At 45.3% G+C, this 14,906-nt stretch carries 12 protein-coding genes, 1 tRNA gene and 3 pseudogenes; 3 read left to right on the top strand and 13 right to left on the bottom strand.

The window, feature by feature from the left end; genetic code table 11:
* The 3 genes from tusD to fkpA all read right to left on the bottom strand — a co-directional run.
* On the bottom strand, positions 1–384 hold a 384-nt coding region (gene tusD, locus UA76_RS06660), incomplete at its 3' end, for a sulfurtransferase complex subunit TusD (RefSeq protein WP_047044213.1).
* A 2-nt stretch (positions 385–386) separates the two neighbouring features.
* Entirely contained in the window at positions 387–1,103 is a 717-nt protein-coding gene (locus UA76_RS06655) for a helix-turn-helix transcriptional regulator (protein ID WP_047044211.1), read from the bottom strand.
* A 183-nt stretch (positions 1,104–1,286) separates the two neighbouring features.
* Positions 1,287–2,066 carry an FKBP-type peptidyl-prolyl cis-trans isomerase gene (fkpA, locus tag UA76_RS06650; protein ID WP_047044209.1) on the bottom strand — a complete coding sequence of 260 codons (780 nt, stop codon included), beginning with the start codon at positions 2,064–2,066 and terminating at the stop codon, positions 1,287–1,289.
* Positions 2,067–2,203: 137 nt separating this feature from the next.
* Here fkpA and UA76_RS06645 point away from each other — a divergent pair, with 137 nt between their 5' ends.
* Both UA76_RS06645 and UA76_RS06640 read left to right on the top strand, forming a co-directional pair.
* Entirely contained in the window at positions 2,204–3,184 is a 981-nt protein-coding gene (locus UA76_RS06645; protein WP_047044207.1) for a WD40 repeat domain-containing protein, read from the top strand.
* 11 nt (positions 3,185–3,195) lie between these two features.
* A pseudogene (locus UA76_RS06640) lies at positions 3,196–3,422 on the top strand (SlyX family protein).
* Positions 3,423–3,431: 9 nt separating this feature from the next.
* Here the strand turns inward: UA76_RS06640 and UA76_RS06635 are convergent.
* From UA76_RS06635 to tsaE, 9 genes and pseudogenes are all read right to left on the bottom strand, one after another.
* Positions 3,432–3,617: a DUF2065 domain-containing protein gene (locus UA76_RS06635; RefSeq protein ID WP_047044206.1), complete on the bottom strand. Its 186-nt coding sequence runs from the start codon at positions 3,615–3,617 to the stop codon at positions 3,432–3,434.
* A 90-nt stretch (positions 3,618–3,707) separates the two neighbouring features.
* The gene (hflC, locus tag UA76_RS06630; protein ID WP_047044204.1) at positions 3,708–4,688 is read right to left on the bottom strand and encodes a protease modulator HflC; all 981 of its coding nucleotides are present in this window, start codon (positions 4,686–4,688) and stop codon (positions 3,708–3,710) included.
* Between the two features lie 2 nt (positions 4,689–4,690).
* Positions 4,691–5,872 (bottom strand): FtsH protease activity modulator HflK, encoded by a 1,182-nt coding sequence (gene hflK, locus UA76_RS06625; protein WP_047044202.1) that lies wholly within the window; start codon positions 5,870–5,872, stop codon positions 4,691–4,693.
* A 45-nt stretch (positions 5,873–5,917) separates the two neighbouring features.
* Positions 5,918–7,207, bottom strand: a complete 1,290-nt coding sequence (gene hflX / locus UA76_RS06620) for a ribosome rescue GTPase HflX (RefSeq protein ID WP_047044201.1) — start codon at positions 7,205–7,207, stop codon at positions 5,918–5,920.
* 33 nt (positions 7,208–7,240) lie between these two features.
* Positions 7,241–7,501: an RNA chaperone Hfq gene (gene hfq, locus UA76_RS06615; protein WP_047044199.1), complete on the bottom strand. Its 261-nt coding sequence runs from the start codon at positions 7,499–7,501 to the stop codon at positions 7,241–7,243.
* A 197-nt stretch (positions 7,502–7,698) separates the two neighbouring features.
* Complete coding sequence (gene miaA / locus UA76_RS06610) at positions 7,699–8,631, bottom strand: tRNA (adenosine(37)-N6)-dimethylallyltransferase MiaA (RefSeq protein WP_047044197.1); 933 nt, start codon at positions 8,629–8,631, stop codon at positions 7,699–7,701.
* A 27-nt stretch (positions 8,632–8,658) separates the two neighbouring features.
* Positions 8,659–10,719 (bottom strand): DNA mismatch repair endonuclease MutL, encoded by a 2,061-nt coding sequence (gene mutL, locus UA76_RS06605; protein WP_047044195.1) that lies wholly within the window; start codon positions 10,717–10,719, stop codon positions 8,659–8,661.
* Positions 10,720–10,725: 6 nt separating this feature from the next.
* Positions 10,726–12,433 (bottom strand): annotated as a pseudogene (locus UA76_RS06600) (LysM peptidoglycan-binding domain-containing protein).
* Positions 12,427–12,891, bottom strand: coding sequence for a tRNA (adenosine(37)-N6)-threonylcarbamoyltransferase complex ATPase subunit type 1 TsaE (gene tsaE / locus UA76_RS06595; protein ID WP_047044193.1), 465 nt, complete (start codon positions 12,889–12,891; stop codon positions 12,427–12,429). The pseudogene UA76_RS06600 and the gene tsaE overlap by 7 nt, the downstream one beginning before the upstream one ends.
* A gap of 206 nt (positions 12,892–13,097) precedes the next feature.
* Here tsaE and queG point away from each other — a divergent pair.
* Positions 13,098–14,224: pseudogene (gene queG, locus UA76_RS06590) on the top strand (tRNA epoxyqueuosine(34) reductase QueG).
* A 595-nt stretch (positions 14,225–14,819) separates the two neighbouring features.
* Here the strand turns inward: queG and UA76_RS06585 are convergent.
* Positions 14,820–14,896 (bottom strand) — tRNA-Met (locus UA76_RS06585).
* Between the last annotated feature and the right edge of the window lie 10 nt (positions 14,897–14,906).

Raw genomic sequence — 14,906 nt, 5'->3', positions numbered from 1 at the left:
CACTCGATCTTGAATTAACATCGCTTCTGCCAAGCTTCCCAAACCAGCCTGTTCAAAGTTATCTGCTAAGTTGTACTGCTCTAAGTCATGTTGCTTAGCTTCCCCAGCGCCGACTATTCCGCGACGTAAAGCAGCTGCCACACACGTTTCCAGTCGAACATCGTGCTGCTTTGCTAATGATTGCCAAGCTGCAGTCAGATCGAATTCATCATTAGCCGGGACACTCAATGCTGTGCCATTGGTGACACCATCTTGATAAAAGAACACGCTGACTAGCGTGTGCCCTTGCTCAATGACTGCGTTGGCAAACTGATAAGCACTGAAAGCCGATTGGCTGCCATAGACGCCACCATTAACGACTAATGAGTAGGTCAGTCCACTCACGCTTACTCGTCCTCGGTTTTACGTTGACGGATGTATAGGTAAACAGTGTGCTTTGAGATATTAAGGCGGTCAGCGACTCGGTTAATCGCATCTTTGATGTCAAAGATGCCTTTGTCGTACAGCTCCATCACAATTTGACGGTTCTTCGTATTGTTCGATACTGACTTGTCTGCGTTGATCTCTTCAATCGTGCGCTCAACCGTTTGGTCCACCAGCTCTTCTACATCGCTCGCGAAGTTAACCGATGAAGCCGCTTCTTTCGCTTCTTGGGTAGGCATGAAAGATTGCAATACTTGTGAGAATGGCGCATCAAGATTCACGTTGATACAAAGTAAGCCAATCACACGGTTATCACCGTTACGAATGGCGACTGTGATCGACTTCATCAGCACCCCACCCTTTGCACGAGTGAAGTATGAGCGAGAGAAATTACGTTCTGAGCCTTCAATGTCTTTAAGCATCTTAAGAGCTAAGTCGGTTATCGGTGAACCGACCTGACGACCTGTATTTTCACCATTGGCAATTTTGATTGCTGAGGTGTTTAGGTCTTCCAGTGAGTGAAGAACAATTTCACAGAACGGGCCAATCAAGCTGGCGATACCGTCCACCACCGCTTCATAGGATTGAAGAATAATTTTGTCGTGGTCGCTGAATGGCATCACATTAACTGATTCCATTTCGAGCAACATATCTGCATTTATAGTTTCAGTAGTTGTCACGTGTTCCTAACCTTGCGAAGAAAAAATCAACAAATTGATGTAAGTTTATCAGAAATTTTGAATCGAACCTCACGCAAAGTCACTATCTAGTGATTTAAAACAAGTTTACAGCCGCAAAATAAAAGAGACCTGACAGTGTCAGGCCTCTAAAATTACGAGCTTAATTCAGCTTTTAATCAACGATTACTCTACTGGCTTCTCGATTTTTAGTAGTTCAACTTCAAATACTAACGTCGAGTTTGCAGGGATAGTTGGCGTATCTTGCTCACCGTATGCTAGCTCTGATGGGATAACAAACTTGAACTTCGAGCCTTCACCCATAAGCTGAACACCTTCTGTCCAACCTGCAATAACGCGGTTTAGAGGGAAAGTTGCTGGTTCGCCACGATCGTATGAGCTATCGAATTGAGTGCCATCGATCAACGTACCTTTGTAGTGCACTTGTACTACATCTTCAGCACTTGGTTTCTCACCTTCGCCTTCAGTCAATACTTGGTATAGAAGGCCAGTATCCGTTTTCATTACGCCTTCTTGCGCTTCGAACTCTGCACGGAACTCTTCACCAGCTTTCTTAGCTTCTTCTGCTTTCGCAGCGTATTGCTCTTGCATCTTCTGTTGAACACGCTGATCTAGGCCTTCAAGCGCTAGACGTGTTTCTTCTTCGTTTAACTCTGCGCTGCCTTTGAAGACATCTTCAATACCTTTAAGGACAAGGTCTTTATTCAGATCGATACCAATTTCGCTTGGCTTTTCGATGCTTGTGCTTAGGTAGTTTGCAAATGAAACACCGATCGCGTAAGCCGCCTTGTCATCATCCGTTTTAAAGTGTACCGCTTTACCTGTTTCAGCTTGAACTTGCTCAGCTGCTGGTGCTACTTCCGCTTTTGGCTCTTCTTCTTTTTGACAGCCAACCGCTAACATTACTGTTGCTGCAAGCAGTGACACTTTAAACATTGATTTCATTGAATTCTCCAATATGTAGGGTAACTTCAGTTGTTGTCCACAATTATGCCATTAGTTATGGTACGTACAACCAACTTGTACCAATATAGCTATATGTTTAGGAATTTTCCTCAAAACTTGAGAGTCGAGTAAACCGAATGCGATTCATTGTTAAGTTATTTGTATTCTCTTTTGTCATCACTGCGTTAAATGGGTGCTTTTTCTCCAGTAAGCATGATGAACGCTGGGAACTAGAACCTAACGGTTCCACCAGTTTTGCTCTGTCGAGAGATGGGCGCTTCGCACTTGTCTACTCTAGAGAGCATCAACTCGTACTGTGGGACCTCAAAGAGAACAACAAGCTAGCAGAACTCGGCGAACAAGATCCCCAAGCGAGCACTGTTTCTCGGATCCGGATCTCAGATAACGGTCGATACGCAGTCACTGCAACCCAAATGAATTTTGCCGTCTGGGATTTGTCCTGGACTCAGGCCGAGGGCTTATGGTCAATCTCAGATGGTCTCATTCGCGATATCGACATCTCAAGTAATGGGCAACAAGTCTTACTTGGCTTAACCAATGGAAAGGCCATATACGTAGACTTAGTCACCGGACGCCGATTAGAGTTCCTCGCGCACAATGAAAAAGTCAATTCCGTGGCTTTGTCACCCAATGGACGCTTTGCCCTTACTGGGGGTAACGACTACTTTGCTTATCTTTGGAGCACAGAAACAGGCCAAATCATTCAAGAGTTCGAACATGAACAAAGGGTCAATCGCGTGGCTTTGCATCGCGATGGTGAGCTTGCTTTTACCTCTGATGGCGGCAATCAAGCAACAGTCTGGGAATTACCTAGTGGTGAAGCGAAAGCGAGGTTGAGCAGCTTTTCGCGACAGCTCATCTTTTCCGCGGCACGATTTTCTGATGATGGGTCAAAGCTTGTCACCGGTACCCCATCCAGCCGAGTCATGGTTTGGGATACAAGCACGGGTAAGCGAATTGATGGATTTGAAGCCGAACCTTTAAAAGAGACTCGCCCTCCGCGAGCAGTCGTGTATGATGCTGCTTTTGATAACCAGCAGCGTGTAATCTCAGCGACTTCCGCGGGAATTGCCCAAGCTTGGACATTGAGTGAATAGAAGTAACCACTATGACTGAAAAAAATACTCAAGCACTTGAAAACCGTATCAACGATTTGGAATGCCAAATGGCCTTCCAAGAACAAACGATCGAAGACTTAAATGCGGCGTTGAGCAGCAACAGCTGCTCATTACTAAGATGCAAGATCAGATGAAATATGTAGTGGGTAAGGTGAAAAATATGGATACGCCTAATATGGCCGATCCTTCAGAAGAGACTCCACCTCCGCATTACTAAATCGCTAGGTTAGATAAAAAAGTAAATGATCACCAACCCGCTCACTACTAAGCAGCCGCCAATACGTCGTAATTGATTGTCTGGTTGGCGGCTAAGCTCAGCGATCATTGCTCGCCAACCATTTGGTGCTATTAGTGGCCCTAAGCCTTCTATCACCAGCACTAACCCAAACGCTAACCAAATCGAATTCGACATGTTTATTTTCCCCTAGTTTGTCGACACAAAAAGAAAAGGCTCCTAACAAGGAGCCTTATTATTATCTAACATCAAGTATCTAAATATCGCTTACTTAGCAGCTGCACCGTTCGCGTTATTCATGTACTGGAAGAAGTCACTCTTCGGATCCAGTACTAGGATATCACTCTTCTCGCTAAATGATTTCTCATACGCTTTCAGTGAGCGAATAAATCCAAAGAACTCTGGATCTTTGCTGTATGCATCTGAGTAGATCTTCGCAGATTCTGCATCCGCTTCACCGCGTGTTACACGAGCCGTTCTGTCAGCTTCAGCAAGAACCTTAGCCACCTCTAGCTCAGCTTGAGCACGGATAACTTCAGCTTTCTCACGACCTTGAGAACGGTGACGACGAGCAACCGATTCACGCTCTGCACGCATACGGCGATAGATTGACTCACTGATTTCGTCAGGAAGGTTGATTTTCTTCATACGGAAATCAACAATTTCTACACCCAAATCGGCCATTGCGCTTTCAGTTGTGCCTGAAAGAACATTTTCCATGATCTTGTCACGCTCACCATCAATCTCAAGCGCTTGAAGCGCAGCTTCAGTTGCCACTTCTTCATCGATCTCAGCAGAATCTGGTAGTACATCCTCATTACGAGGGCCCGATACGATCTGCTTGATTTCACGTGAACCAATTTCAGAACGAAGAACGTCCATTACCTTACGCTCAAGCAGGGCTTCTGCCGTTAGGTTGTTACCACCACCCGTTGTTAGGTAGAAACGACCAAAGTCAGAGATACGCCACTTCACGTAGGTATCGATCAGAACGTCTTTTTTCTCAGACGTTACAAAACGATCGGTACGACCTTCCATTGTTTGGATACGCGCATCTAAAGTTTTCACGCGATCAAACAGTGGCATTTTGAAATGTAGGCCCGGTTCGTAGATACGAGATACACCATTGTCATCAAGTACACGGCCAAAACGAATAACCATGCCACGCTCGCCTTCTTCCACAACGAAGACAGACATAAGAAGCAGTGCTAACGCAACAACCAGTACAGGGATCATTAACTTACGCATTACTAGTATCTCCCTTGACGCGAATCGTTAGAACGAGTTGAGCTTGAGCCAGAAGTCGTTGATTGAGTTTCTAACTCAATATTGTCGTAAGACGCTGAAGACTTCGATTGACGCTTAGTTTGCGTTTGACCTTCTTGACCTGCCAACTTATCAATTGGTAGGTAAAGCAGGTTACCGCTCGACTCTGAATCAATCAGTACTTTCGATGTGCTTGAGTACACTTGTTCCATCGTATCTAGGTACAGACGGTTACGCGTCACTTCTGGTGCCGCTAAGTACTCTGGAAGTAGCTTTTCAAACTGCGCCACTTGACCTAAAGCTTCGTTTACTACGCGCTCAGAGTAACCTTGTGCTTCTTTCTTAAGACGCTCAGCACGACCCGTTGCTTTTGGTAAGATGTCGTTTCGGTAAGCTTCTGCTTCACGCTCGAAACGCTCTTCATCCTCACGAGCCGCGATTGCATCATCAAACGCATCTTTAACTTGCTCTGGTGGACGTGCAGACTGGAAGTTCACGTCTACAATCACGATGCCCATATCGTAAGCATCAACAATGTCGTTCAGAGTCTCTTGAGTACTTTGACGAATCTGTTGACGACCACTTGTTAGGATGCTGTCCATCAGTGAGTCACCGATTACTGCACGCAGTGCAGAGTCTGTCGCTTGACTCAAGCTGTCATCAGCATTGGTTACCACATAGAGGTATTTGTACGGATCAGCGATTCGGTACTGTACATCCATCGCTACCGTCACAACGTTCTCGTCTTTGGTAAGCATCAAACCCGATGAACGCAGTGAGCGAATCGCTTGTACGTTAACGGCAGTGACTTCATCGATAAAACGAGGGCGCCAGTTCAGACCTGGATCGACCACGCGATCGTATTTACCAAGACGCAGAACAACACCGCGCTCAGCTTCACCAATTGTATAGAATCCGGAGAAGACCCACACCGCAATGGCAAGAACAGCGATAATGCCAAAACCAATGACACCGCCTCCACCATTCGATGATGAACCACCACCTTTCTTACCAAACTTTCCACCCAGCTTTTGACTCAGTTTACTAAACACTTCGTCTAAGTCTGGCGGTCCTTGATCACGACCGCCGCGATTATTGTTGTTGCCCCAAGGGTCATTATCGCGGCCGTTATTGCCGTTATTATTACCAGGCTCATTCCACGCCATTAGAAAGCTCCATGATTAGATATGACGTTATACTGTAGCAGTCCTTTAAGTAACTATAAAGTCACGTAAAACTGCCTCTTCTCTTTTTTCAAGTCTAGACCAATCTACTTGTTGCAATCTTACATCTATCAACAAGTTACCTTCTTGGTCATATTCTTCGCTTTGAATGCACTTCATTTGGAAGAATGTACTGCGAATTCGGCCTTGATGCTGTGGTGGAATTCGCAACTGATACTGAACCATCTGACTTGCAAGTCGCTCTGTGAGCGCTTCAAACAACAGTTCAATACCCAAACCTTGCATTGCCGATACCCAGACAGTGGTAGGATTACCGTCTTCGTCACGATCAATACGTGGCGACTGCCCATCTAGATTATCGATTTTGTTCATGACGACTAACGTCGGGATCTCGTGTGCATCGATCTCCTCTAAGACTTCATGAACTGCGTGAATATTCTCACGAAAACGGTCATCACTCGCATCAACAACATGTAACAAAATGTCAGCTTCTTGCGTTTCTTGTAATGTTGCTTTGAACGCAGCGACCAGATCGTGTGGAAGATGACGAATGAAACCTACAGTGTCCGCTAGGATCGAAGGGCCAACTTCAGCCAATTCAATCTTTCTTAACGTAGGATCCAATGTTGCGAATAGCTGATCAGCCGCATAAACGCCCGCTTCGGTTATTCGATTAAATAGTGTCGATTTACCTGCGTTGGTATATCCAACTAGTGAGATTGTTGGGATCTCAGCCCGATTTCTTGCACGGCGACCTTGCTCACGCTGCTTTGCGACTTTCTCTAAACGACGCAAAATTGTCTTAATACGATCACGCAATAATCGACGGTCGGTTTCTAGCTGTGTCTCACCAGGGCCTCGTAAACCGATACCACCCTTCTGCCTTTCAAGGTGAGTCCAACCACGAATCAAACGAGTCGAAATATGACGAAGTTGTGCAAGTTCAACTTGCAGTTTACCTTCGTGTGTTCGAGCACGTTGAGCAAAAATATCCAAAATCAGACCGGTACGGTCTAGGACACGGCACTTACACAGTGCTTCAAGGTTGCGTTCTTGGGCAGGAGACAGAGCATGGTTAAAGATAACAATATCCGCGCTAACAAGCTGAACAGCTTGGGCGATTTCTTGAGCTTTACCTTCTCCGACATAGTATTTAGGGTGTGGTGATTGACGGCTACCTGTAATGACTTGTAGCGTCGACACACCAGCAGAAGAAACAAGCATTTCACATTCGCTTAGATCTTCCCACTCACCCTCTTGCGTGAAGTTGATATGAACAAGTACGGCTCGCTCACCGGCTTCATAACGGTCAAACAAGCAATCAACTCCTTAAACTATTAATATTGATAATTAATCTTCTGATTTATCTTGACGATCTGACGAAGGACGCTCGCCACTGTGATGACTTACAGCACGTGCTGGTACCACAGTTGAAATCGCGTGCTTGTAAACCATTTGGTTAACGGTGTTTTTCAGAAGGATCACGAACTGATCAAAAGATTCGATCTGACCTTGTAGTTTAATACCGTTCACAAGGTAGATAGATACTGGGATACGTTCACGACGTAGAGCGTTTAAAAACGGGTCTTGTAAAGATTGCCCCTTAGCCATTTTATTTTCCTTATTTTAAATTTTGTTGTAATTATTTAGCTAGTGGTTCACTGCAGTTCGTTGCGTTTGCATCTGAGCTAAACGAATCATAATCACCCTTTCGAATACTGTTATGATGGCAAGTCCATCAAAATTCAAGTACTCGATCCTCAACAGGGTGTATTCACGCAAAAGCGATCACATTATACACAGCTAAACTATTCAGATGCTATTGCATTTGAAACAGTTTCTAACGCCTCATCAATGTTTTCGCTATCCAACCAAGTTAAATTATCCCAGCTGCGCAACCAGGTAATTTGTCGCTTGGCCAATTGGCGGGTTGCACAGATTCCACGGAAAATCGCTTCATCCAGTGTGCTGTTCCCATCCAAGTAGTCCCACATTTGCCGATAACCGACACAACGAATAGAAGGAAGATCAGGATGAAGATCTTCACGAGCATATAAAGCTCGCATTTCATCTTCAAAACCGGCTTCTACCATCTTTTCGAATCTCAGTTCAATTCGGCGGTGGAGCTCTGCCCTTTCCTTGGGAGCTATAGCAAACTGCTCTACTCGAAACGGCAGGGTTTCCCCTTTAGTTTGAGTTAGCTCAGTAAGAGTTTTACCTGAAATCCGATAAACTTCCAATGCCCTTGATAATCTTTGCGGATCATTTGGATGAATTCTTGCTGCTGAAACAGGATCGATTTCAGCTAATTGATCGTGCAGCACTTGCCAACCTAGCGTCAATGCCTCTTGTTCAATTTGCTTACGTATTTCAGGGTTTGCAGCTGGAAGTGGTGACAAACCTTCCAGTAACGCTTTGTAATACAGCATAGTTCCACCCACCAGCAGTGGGATTTTCCCTTCTGCGACAATGGCGTTCATCTGCTCAAGTGCGTCGCGACGAAAGTCGGCTGCAGAATATGACTCGGCAGGATCACGAATGTCGATAAGACGATGCGGAGCCAAGCTTTGCTCTCGTTCATCGGGTTTCGCCGTTCCAATATCCATGCCTTTATAGATCAATGCCGAATCGACACTGATAATTTCGATCGGGTACTTCTGTCGTAAACGAATCGCTAACTCGGTTTTGCCTGATGCGGTTGGCCCCATTAAAAAAATGGCCAAAGGTAGTTCTTTATTCATAGTTCTTTTTTAAGTTAGCAAACGGTTTTAATTCACGAGCAACTGGTTAATCGTGGATGAAAAATCGACGGAAGTGACAAATCGTCGGTCATCTAAAGGTAGTTGACCCTGCCAAAGCATTTCTAGTTCCGCAATAATTTGAATTGCTTCAGATAAAGTGTAGTCAGGTTTTGCTTCAGTCACATGATCCGCTAACCAATCGGACATCTGTTCGACGCTAAGTTGCTCGTTAGCTTGAGATGAAGCGAGGTAAGATAGCAGATCTGACACGATCTGTTGTATGTTTTGTTGCCTTAATGGTGCAGGCACGCCCATCACCATGAGATTATTCGATCCTCGCGCTTTGAGTTGAATGCCCAACCTTTCAAAACTTGTTTGATATTGCGCCGACAGATCCACGAGATCAGCCGAGATCTTCATTGAGAGTGGGACTAACAATGGCTGAGCCTTCAAAGGCTCCGTCGAACAAGACAATTGCCCACGCACTCGATACCATTGCGCTCGCTCTAAAGAAACCAAAGCAACACCTTCCTTGCTCCCCATCACTAGATAACGTGAGTCCACGACAGAAATCGCCTTACCGAGTTGAGTAATCACAACCGGCTTTGAAGGCGAAGTGACTACGGATTCAGTATTTAGAGGCTTTGAGGCTGTCGTTTCCGTCTCGAAATCCGGTGTTTTCATCAGCTCTTGATAGGCTGCGAGCTCTTGTTTAGACGGAGAGTCTTTGCGTATCGCGTCTTTAGCTTGTGTTCGACCATTTCCAGACGGTGATTTCGCAGCTGGCGCCTGGTTTACCCAGTCTGAGCGCTGGCTTGGCGCTGAGTCGGCAATATGGTGTGACTCACGCTGAGATTCAAACCCTGCCCTACCCGGATAATCAGGCGTGTTCTCGATAGCTTGAAATACTCGCTCCGGAACAACGCTTTCAGACTCTACTGCCGATGATGTAGTTTGAGGCGGCAGTACCTGAACCGACATTTGGCTTGGCGTCAAATCACTCTGATTTTCACTACTTTCACGTTCACTATTTTCGTGTTCAGTCTCGCGATAGAAAGCAGACTCATTGACGGGCTGCGCCTCTAAGTGACGAGTTTGAGACAGGGCATCGCTAAGCGCTTGGTAGATAAAGTCATGCACCAAACGGGCTTGGTGAAAACGCACTTCATGCTTTGCAGGGTGAACATTAACATCCACTTGATGCGGGTCGAGTTCGATAAACAGTACATAAGTCGCGAACTGATCAGGGCGCAAACTCGTTTCGTAGCTTTGACGAATAGCGTGGTTGATGAGTTTGTCTCTCATCATACGTCCATTCACATAACAGTACTGTAAATCACTTTGCTGCCTTGCCCCTTCAGGTGTGGTAATCCAACCATGTAATTTAAGGCCTTGATGCTCAAGCTCAATCTTGAGCATGTTACGCACAAATGGATTGCCACATACCGCAGCAATACGCTTCTCGGCTTGAATGTCATTCTTCGCCGCTCGGTATTGGCGAATCACTTTTCCATTGTGGCGCAAGTTTAAAGTCACATCAAAGCGACTCAGGGCAATGCGTTTTAGCAGCTCGTCGATATGAGTGAATTCAGTTTTCTCAGTTCGAAGGAATTTGCGGCGCGCAGGAGTGTTGAAAAACAAATCCAGTACTTCAACCGTCGTGCCAATTGGGTGGGCAGCAGGTTGCAGTTTGACCTGCATGTCTCGGCCTTCACTGTATGCAGACCAAGCTTCTGACTGAGTCGCGGTTCTCGAGGTGATGGTTAAGCGGGAGACAGAACTGATACTCGCTAGCGCTTCTCCACGAAAGCCTAAGCTAATAATGGCTTCTAAATCATCGAGCGTATGTATTTTCGATGTTGCATGGCGACTCAGCGCAAGGCCAAGTTCATCTTTTACGATGCCTTTGCCGTTGTCGCGCACTCGAATAAGTTTGGCGCCGCCCTTTTCAATCTCAACATCGATTTTAGTAGCGCCAGAATCCAAACTGTTTTCAACCAGCTCTTTCACGACGGAAGCGGGCCTTTCGACCACCTCACCAGCCGCGATTTGGTTGGCAAGACGAGCTGGTAAGATTTTAATGGTCATGATTTGCTACTTATTCGGAATTATCAACACTTGGCCAATGGCCAGTTCATCGGATCGCAGCTTGTTCGCTTGGCGAATGCTACTTACGGTGACGCCATATTGACTGGCGATCTTACCTAGAAACTCACCGCGCTTCACTTTGTGCTTTCTTACCGGAAGATCTTTCAAGCTCACCGTAATTTTCAGTTTTTGTCCGACTCTTAAGGTATCACTCTTAAGCTTGTTTTCACGTTTTATCGAAGCCACTGAGACCTTATACTGATTGGCGATTTTGCCAAGGAAATCACCCGATTTAACGGTATGAGTAATAGTCTTAGTTTCCACTGTATTCGGGCTTGATGACGTAACCGACACTGCTTGGCTTGAACTTGGGATCTTCAGAATTTGTCCAATCGCTAAACTGGTGCTCTTCAAGTTATTCGTTTTCATCAACACATTGGTGGTTGTACCGAACTTCTTAGCAATCGCTGACAACGAATCACCACGCTTCACTTTGTACGTTTGAGCCTTCGCTTGAGCACTGAATGATGTGCCTTCTGGTGGGTTATCTTTTAAGTAACTCACTACCGCTTTTGTTATCGCTCTCGCAAGCTTGTCTTGGTGAGAACGTTGGAAAAGTAACTTTTCTTCTTTCGGGTTAGAGATAAAACCTGTTTCTACCAAAACCGAAGGTACACGCGGCGAACGTAGTACCGCCAAACTGGTATTAATCGGCTTAGAGTTGTGCAGCTTCGTCACTTTGCCCATTTCAGATAAAATTTCAGTCGCCAGTTTATAGCCTTCTTTTTGAGAATGGCTGAACTGCAGATCCAGTAATGTTTGGTTAACGTTTTTGTCGTCAAAATTACTGGCGAGAGCTGCACCACCACCCAGTAACTCTGATTGCTTTTCTTTATTCTCGATCCAACGAGCAATCTCCGTATTCGCGCGTCTAGTATTCAATACGAACACTGAACCACCCTTTGGCTGCGGAGTGGTAAAAGCATCCGCATGGATAGAGATCAGTAGGTGAGCATCATTTTCACTGGCAATGGCAACACGGCGGTTCAAGTTAACAAAGTAGTCACCATTACGAGTCAATCTCGTTTTAATACCAGGCACTGCATCAAGCTGCGCGGCAATCTTTCTCGAAATACTTAAAACCGCGCTTTTCTCATATTTTCCTGATGGCCCAATCGAACCAGGGTCCTCACCACCGTGGCCAGGGTCAATCACAATGACGATTTCAGAAGGCGCTTTCACTTGAGAGATGTCTTTACTTACCGTCGGCGCTTTCGGCTTAGTGGCTCAGCTTTTGATACGCCATGAGGGAAGTCCACGACTAAGCGATGGCCGTATTGCCTCCGGGAGTAGGCGCCAACTTAAATAGCTCAGGTTTAACCTGCTTCTTGAGTTCGAAAACCAGACGATACGTTGACTTTTCTGGTGGAGAGCTTTTTCGAACACGCGACAGAACAGGGCTATCCTTAACCACAACGGGAAGTTTGGTATTCAAAGTGGTCTTCTTTAAGTCCACCACCAAACGATTCGGGCTCGTTAGAGTGAAATAGCTGTACTCGACCTCAGATTTAAGGTCGATAACCACACGTGTTTCATCCGGTGAAGGCCACACTCGAAACCCTTCAAGTGAGTTAGCCAATACCGCATTTGAAAAGAGAGATAGAATTAAGGTGCAGACAACAAACCACACCTTCTTTAGCTTGGCGATCAAGATAGCTCCAATTGACTCAATAACGCACGTCCATACTCATTATTGGCCGTAAGCAACGCTTCTCGCTGTTCGCCAACATATCGCAGTTCAAGGTCCATATCTGCTTTTGGCAGTAGACCTTCGCCTTTCTCGGGCCATTCAACCAAACAGATCGCATCCGGTGTAAAATAATCACGAATGCCCATGAACTCTAGCTCTTCAGGATCGGCCAACCGGTACAGATCAAAATGGTATACCTGCCAATCTGCAAGCTGGTACGGTTCTACCAAAGTGTAAGTAGGACTTTTGACATTTCCTTGATGCCCTAATGCACGAATAAAGCCACGACTAAAGGTTGTTTTGCCCGCACCAAGATCGCCATGAAGATAGATCGTAGTTTGTTGCGAGCAAAGAGTCGCTAAAGCATTTCCCAGTTGGATTGTTGCTTGTTCGTCAGTTAGGGAAAATTGTTTCGTGCTCATGAATAACATTCTCTATGGTTTGAATAGATGACTATATAAAAATCATATGAAGAGGAATAGTAAACTGGGTTGGAATTGAGAGACAAGCTCTCATATGTAAGTAAACCGAAAATATTGCAAATTCGTTAGATCATTTGCAGTTTCTGAGGCTAGATCCCTGATCTAAGATCTTGTAAGATCCCGCCCCTTATTTCGAGTACCGTGCCATGGACTACCAAGATCTTGCAAACAACATCAAGCAGTGGGCAAAAGAGCTTGGCTTCCAAAAAGTCGGCATTACCGATGTTGATCTTTCTGAGCACGAAGCCACACTTCAAACTTGGCTCGATAATGGCTATCACGGTGAAATGGATTGGATGGCAAGACATGGCATGATGAGAGCCCGCCCTGACGAACTTCATCCTGGTACAATTAGAGTCATCAGTGCTCGTCTTAACTACTTACCTCCAGATGCACAGTTTGCATCGAACCTAAGTGACCCCACACAAGCGTATATCAGTCGCTACTCGCTAGGGCGCGACTATCACAAACTTGTACGAAACCAACTCAAGAAGCTTGGGCAGAAGATAGAAGCGGAAGTTGGAGAGAGTATTGGCTTTCGACCTTTTGTCGACTCAGCCCTATTCTGGAACGCCCATTGGCGCAAAAAGCCGGATTAGGCTGGACAGGTAAACACTCTCTCATCCTCGATAAAGAGGCAGGCTCTTGGTTCTTCTTAGGAGAGCTACTGGTTAATATTCCTCTTCCTGTCGATGAGCCCTCACAGGATGAATGCGGTAAATGTCGAGCGTGCATTACTTCCTGCCCAACTCAAGCCATTGTTGAAGACACTATCGTTGATGCTAGACGATGCATTTCCTATTTAACGATTGAGTTTGATGGTGTTATCCCAGAAGAATTTCGTAAACCAATGGGCAATCGCATTTATGGCTGTGACGACTGCCAACTAGTCTGCCCGTGGAACCGATTCGCCTCAGTGACTGAACAAGAAGATTTTCATCGCAGAGAGGCGTTAGAACCCGCAGATCTCGTTACCTTATTTAACTGGACAGAGACAGAATTTCTTGAGTCCATGCAAGGGTCAGCTATTCGCCGTATCGGTCATTTACAGTGGTTGCGTAATCTTGCAATCGCCATGGGGAACGCTCCTTACTCAACAAAAATCATTGATGCCTTAGAAAAACGTCTACACTTAAGCTCGATTCTGGATGTTCATATCGAATGGGCCCTGGACCAGCAAAAGCAACAACTAGAAAAGGTCACACCAGCTTTAGGAACGCAGCAGCAAAGACTCATTCGAATTATTGAGAAAGGACTTCCAAGAGATGCATAAGCACTCATAACCACTAGTTGCATCAATAATTTGATTTGGCTCTAAAAAACTGCGTATGTGGAAAAAAAACAAAAGTTCGCTTGATTTAAGGAATATTTGGAAAGTTAGCCACAATGGCAATAAATGATTAGGATCAAAAAACAATCACTTAATGATCTTCCCTTGTCAGATTAACACGCAAGGAAATAACAACTAAAACCATAAAATACAATAACTTATAAGCAATTCGTAAATTAAGCTCTTCAGTTCGTAATTAAATGATCTTTCTAGACGCAGCTCAAAAACTGGCGTTAATCCTTGTTACCCACCAAGTTATCCACAGACAAGAATATGTGGATAAGTCTGTTAATTAGATATAGAAAAACACCCGAAAGCCATATCTTTAAAGGGCTTCGAGCTTCAGTTAATTAAGCTTGGGTCAGAGGTATAGAGTACCGTTTGGTAGGTTCTATATTCTTATGTGGGGTTTATGCTTCTCAGCATTATAAAGAGCGGTATTCAAGCGTAGATACTTGAAAGAAGTTGGAGCGACCTAAACCTTGCTAAGGAAGCGCTCAATAAACTGAACTAGTGTCGCATGTTCTCATAAGAGAATTGGTTGCGGGGGCCGGATTTGAACCGACGACCTTCGGGTTATGAGCCCGACGAGCTACCAAGCTGCTCCACCCCGCGTCCGTATTGT

Source organism: Vibrio mexicanus, from assembly GCF_001012815.1.
Taxonomy (GTDB): domain Bacteria; phylum Pseudomonadota; class Gammaproteobacteria; order Enterobacterales; family Vibrionaceae; genus Vibrio; species Vibrio mexicanus.
The sequence above is the reverse complement of the archived record's forward strand: the minus strand, read 5'-3'. Positions and strand labels throughout refer to the sequence as shown.

Excerpts from the sequence above, each read along its gene's own strand:
- fkpA (WP_047044209.1), bottom strand. The coding sequence starts at position 2,066 with ATGAAATCAATGTTTAAAGTGTCACTGCTTGCAGCAACAGTAATGTTA.
- UA76_RS06645 (WP_047044207.1), top strand. The coding sequence starts at position 2,204 with ATGCGATTCATTGTTAAGTTATTTGTATTCTCTTTTGTCATCACTGCG.
- UA76_RS06635 (WP_047044206.1), bottom strand. The coding sequence starts at position 3,617 with ATGTCGAATTCGATTTGGTTAGCGTTTGGGTTAGTGCTGGTGATAGAA.
- hflC (WP_047044204.1), bottom strand. The coding sequence starts at position 4,688 with ATGCGTAAGTTAATGATCCCTGTACTGGTTGTTGCGTTAGCACTGCTT.
- hflK (WP_047044202.1), bottom strand. The coding sequence starts at position 5,872 with ATGGCGTGGAATGAGCCTGGTAATAATAACGGCAATAACGGCCGCGAT.
- hfq (WP_047044199.1), bottom strand. The coding sequence starts at position 7,501 with ATGGCTAAGGGGCAATCTTTACAAGACCCGTTTTTAAACGCTCTACGT.
- miaA (WP_047044197.1), bottom strand. The coding sequence starts at position 8,631 with ATGAATAAAGAACTACCTTTGGCCATTTTTTTAATGGGGCCAACCGCA.
- mutL (WP_047044195.1), bottom strand. The coding sequence starts at position 10,719 with ATGACCATTAAAATCTTACCAGCTCGTCTTGCCAACCAAATCGCGGCT.
- tsaE (WP_047044193.1), bottom strand. The coding sequence starts at position 12,891 with ATGAGCACGAAACAATTTTCCCTAACTGACGAACAAGCAACAATCCAA.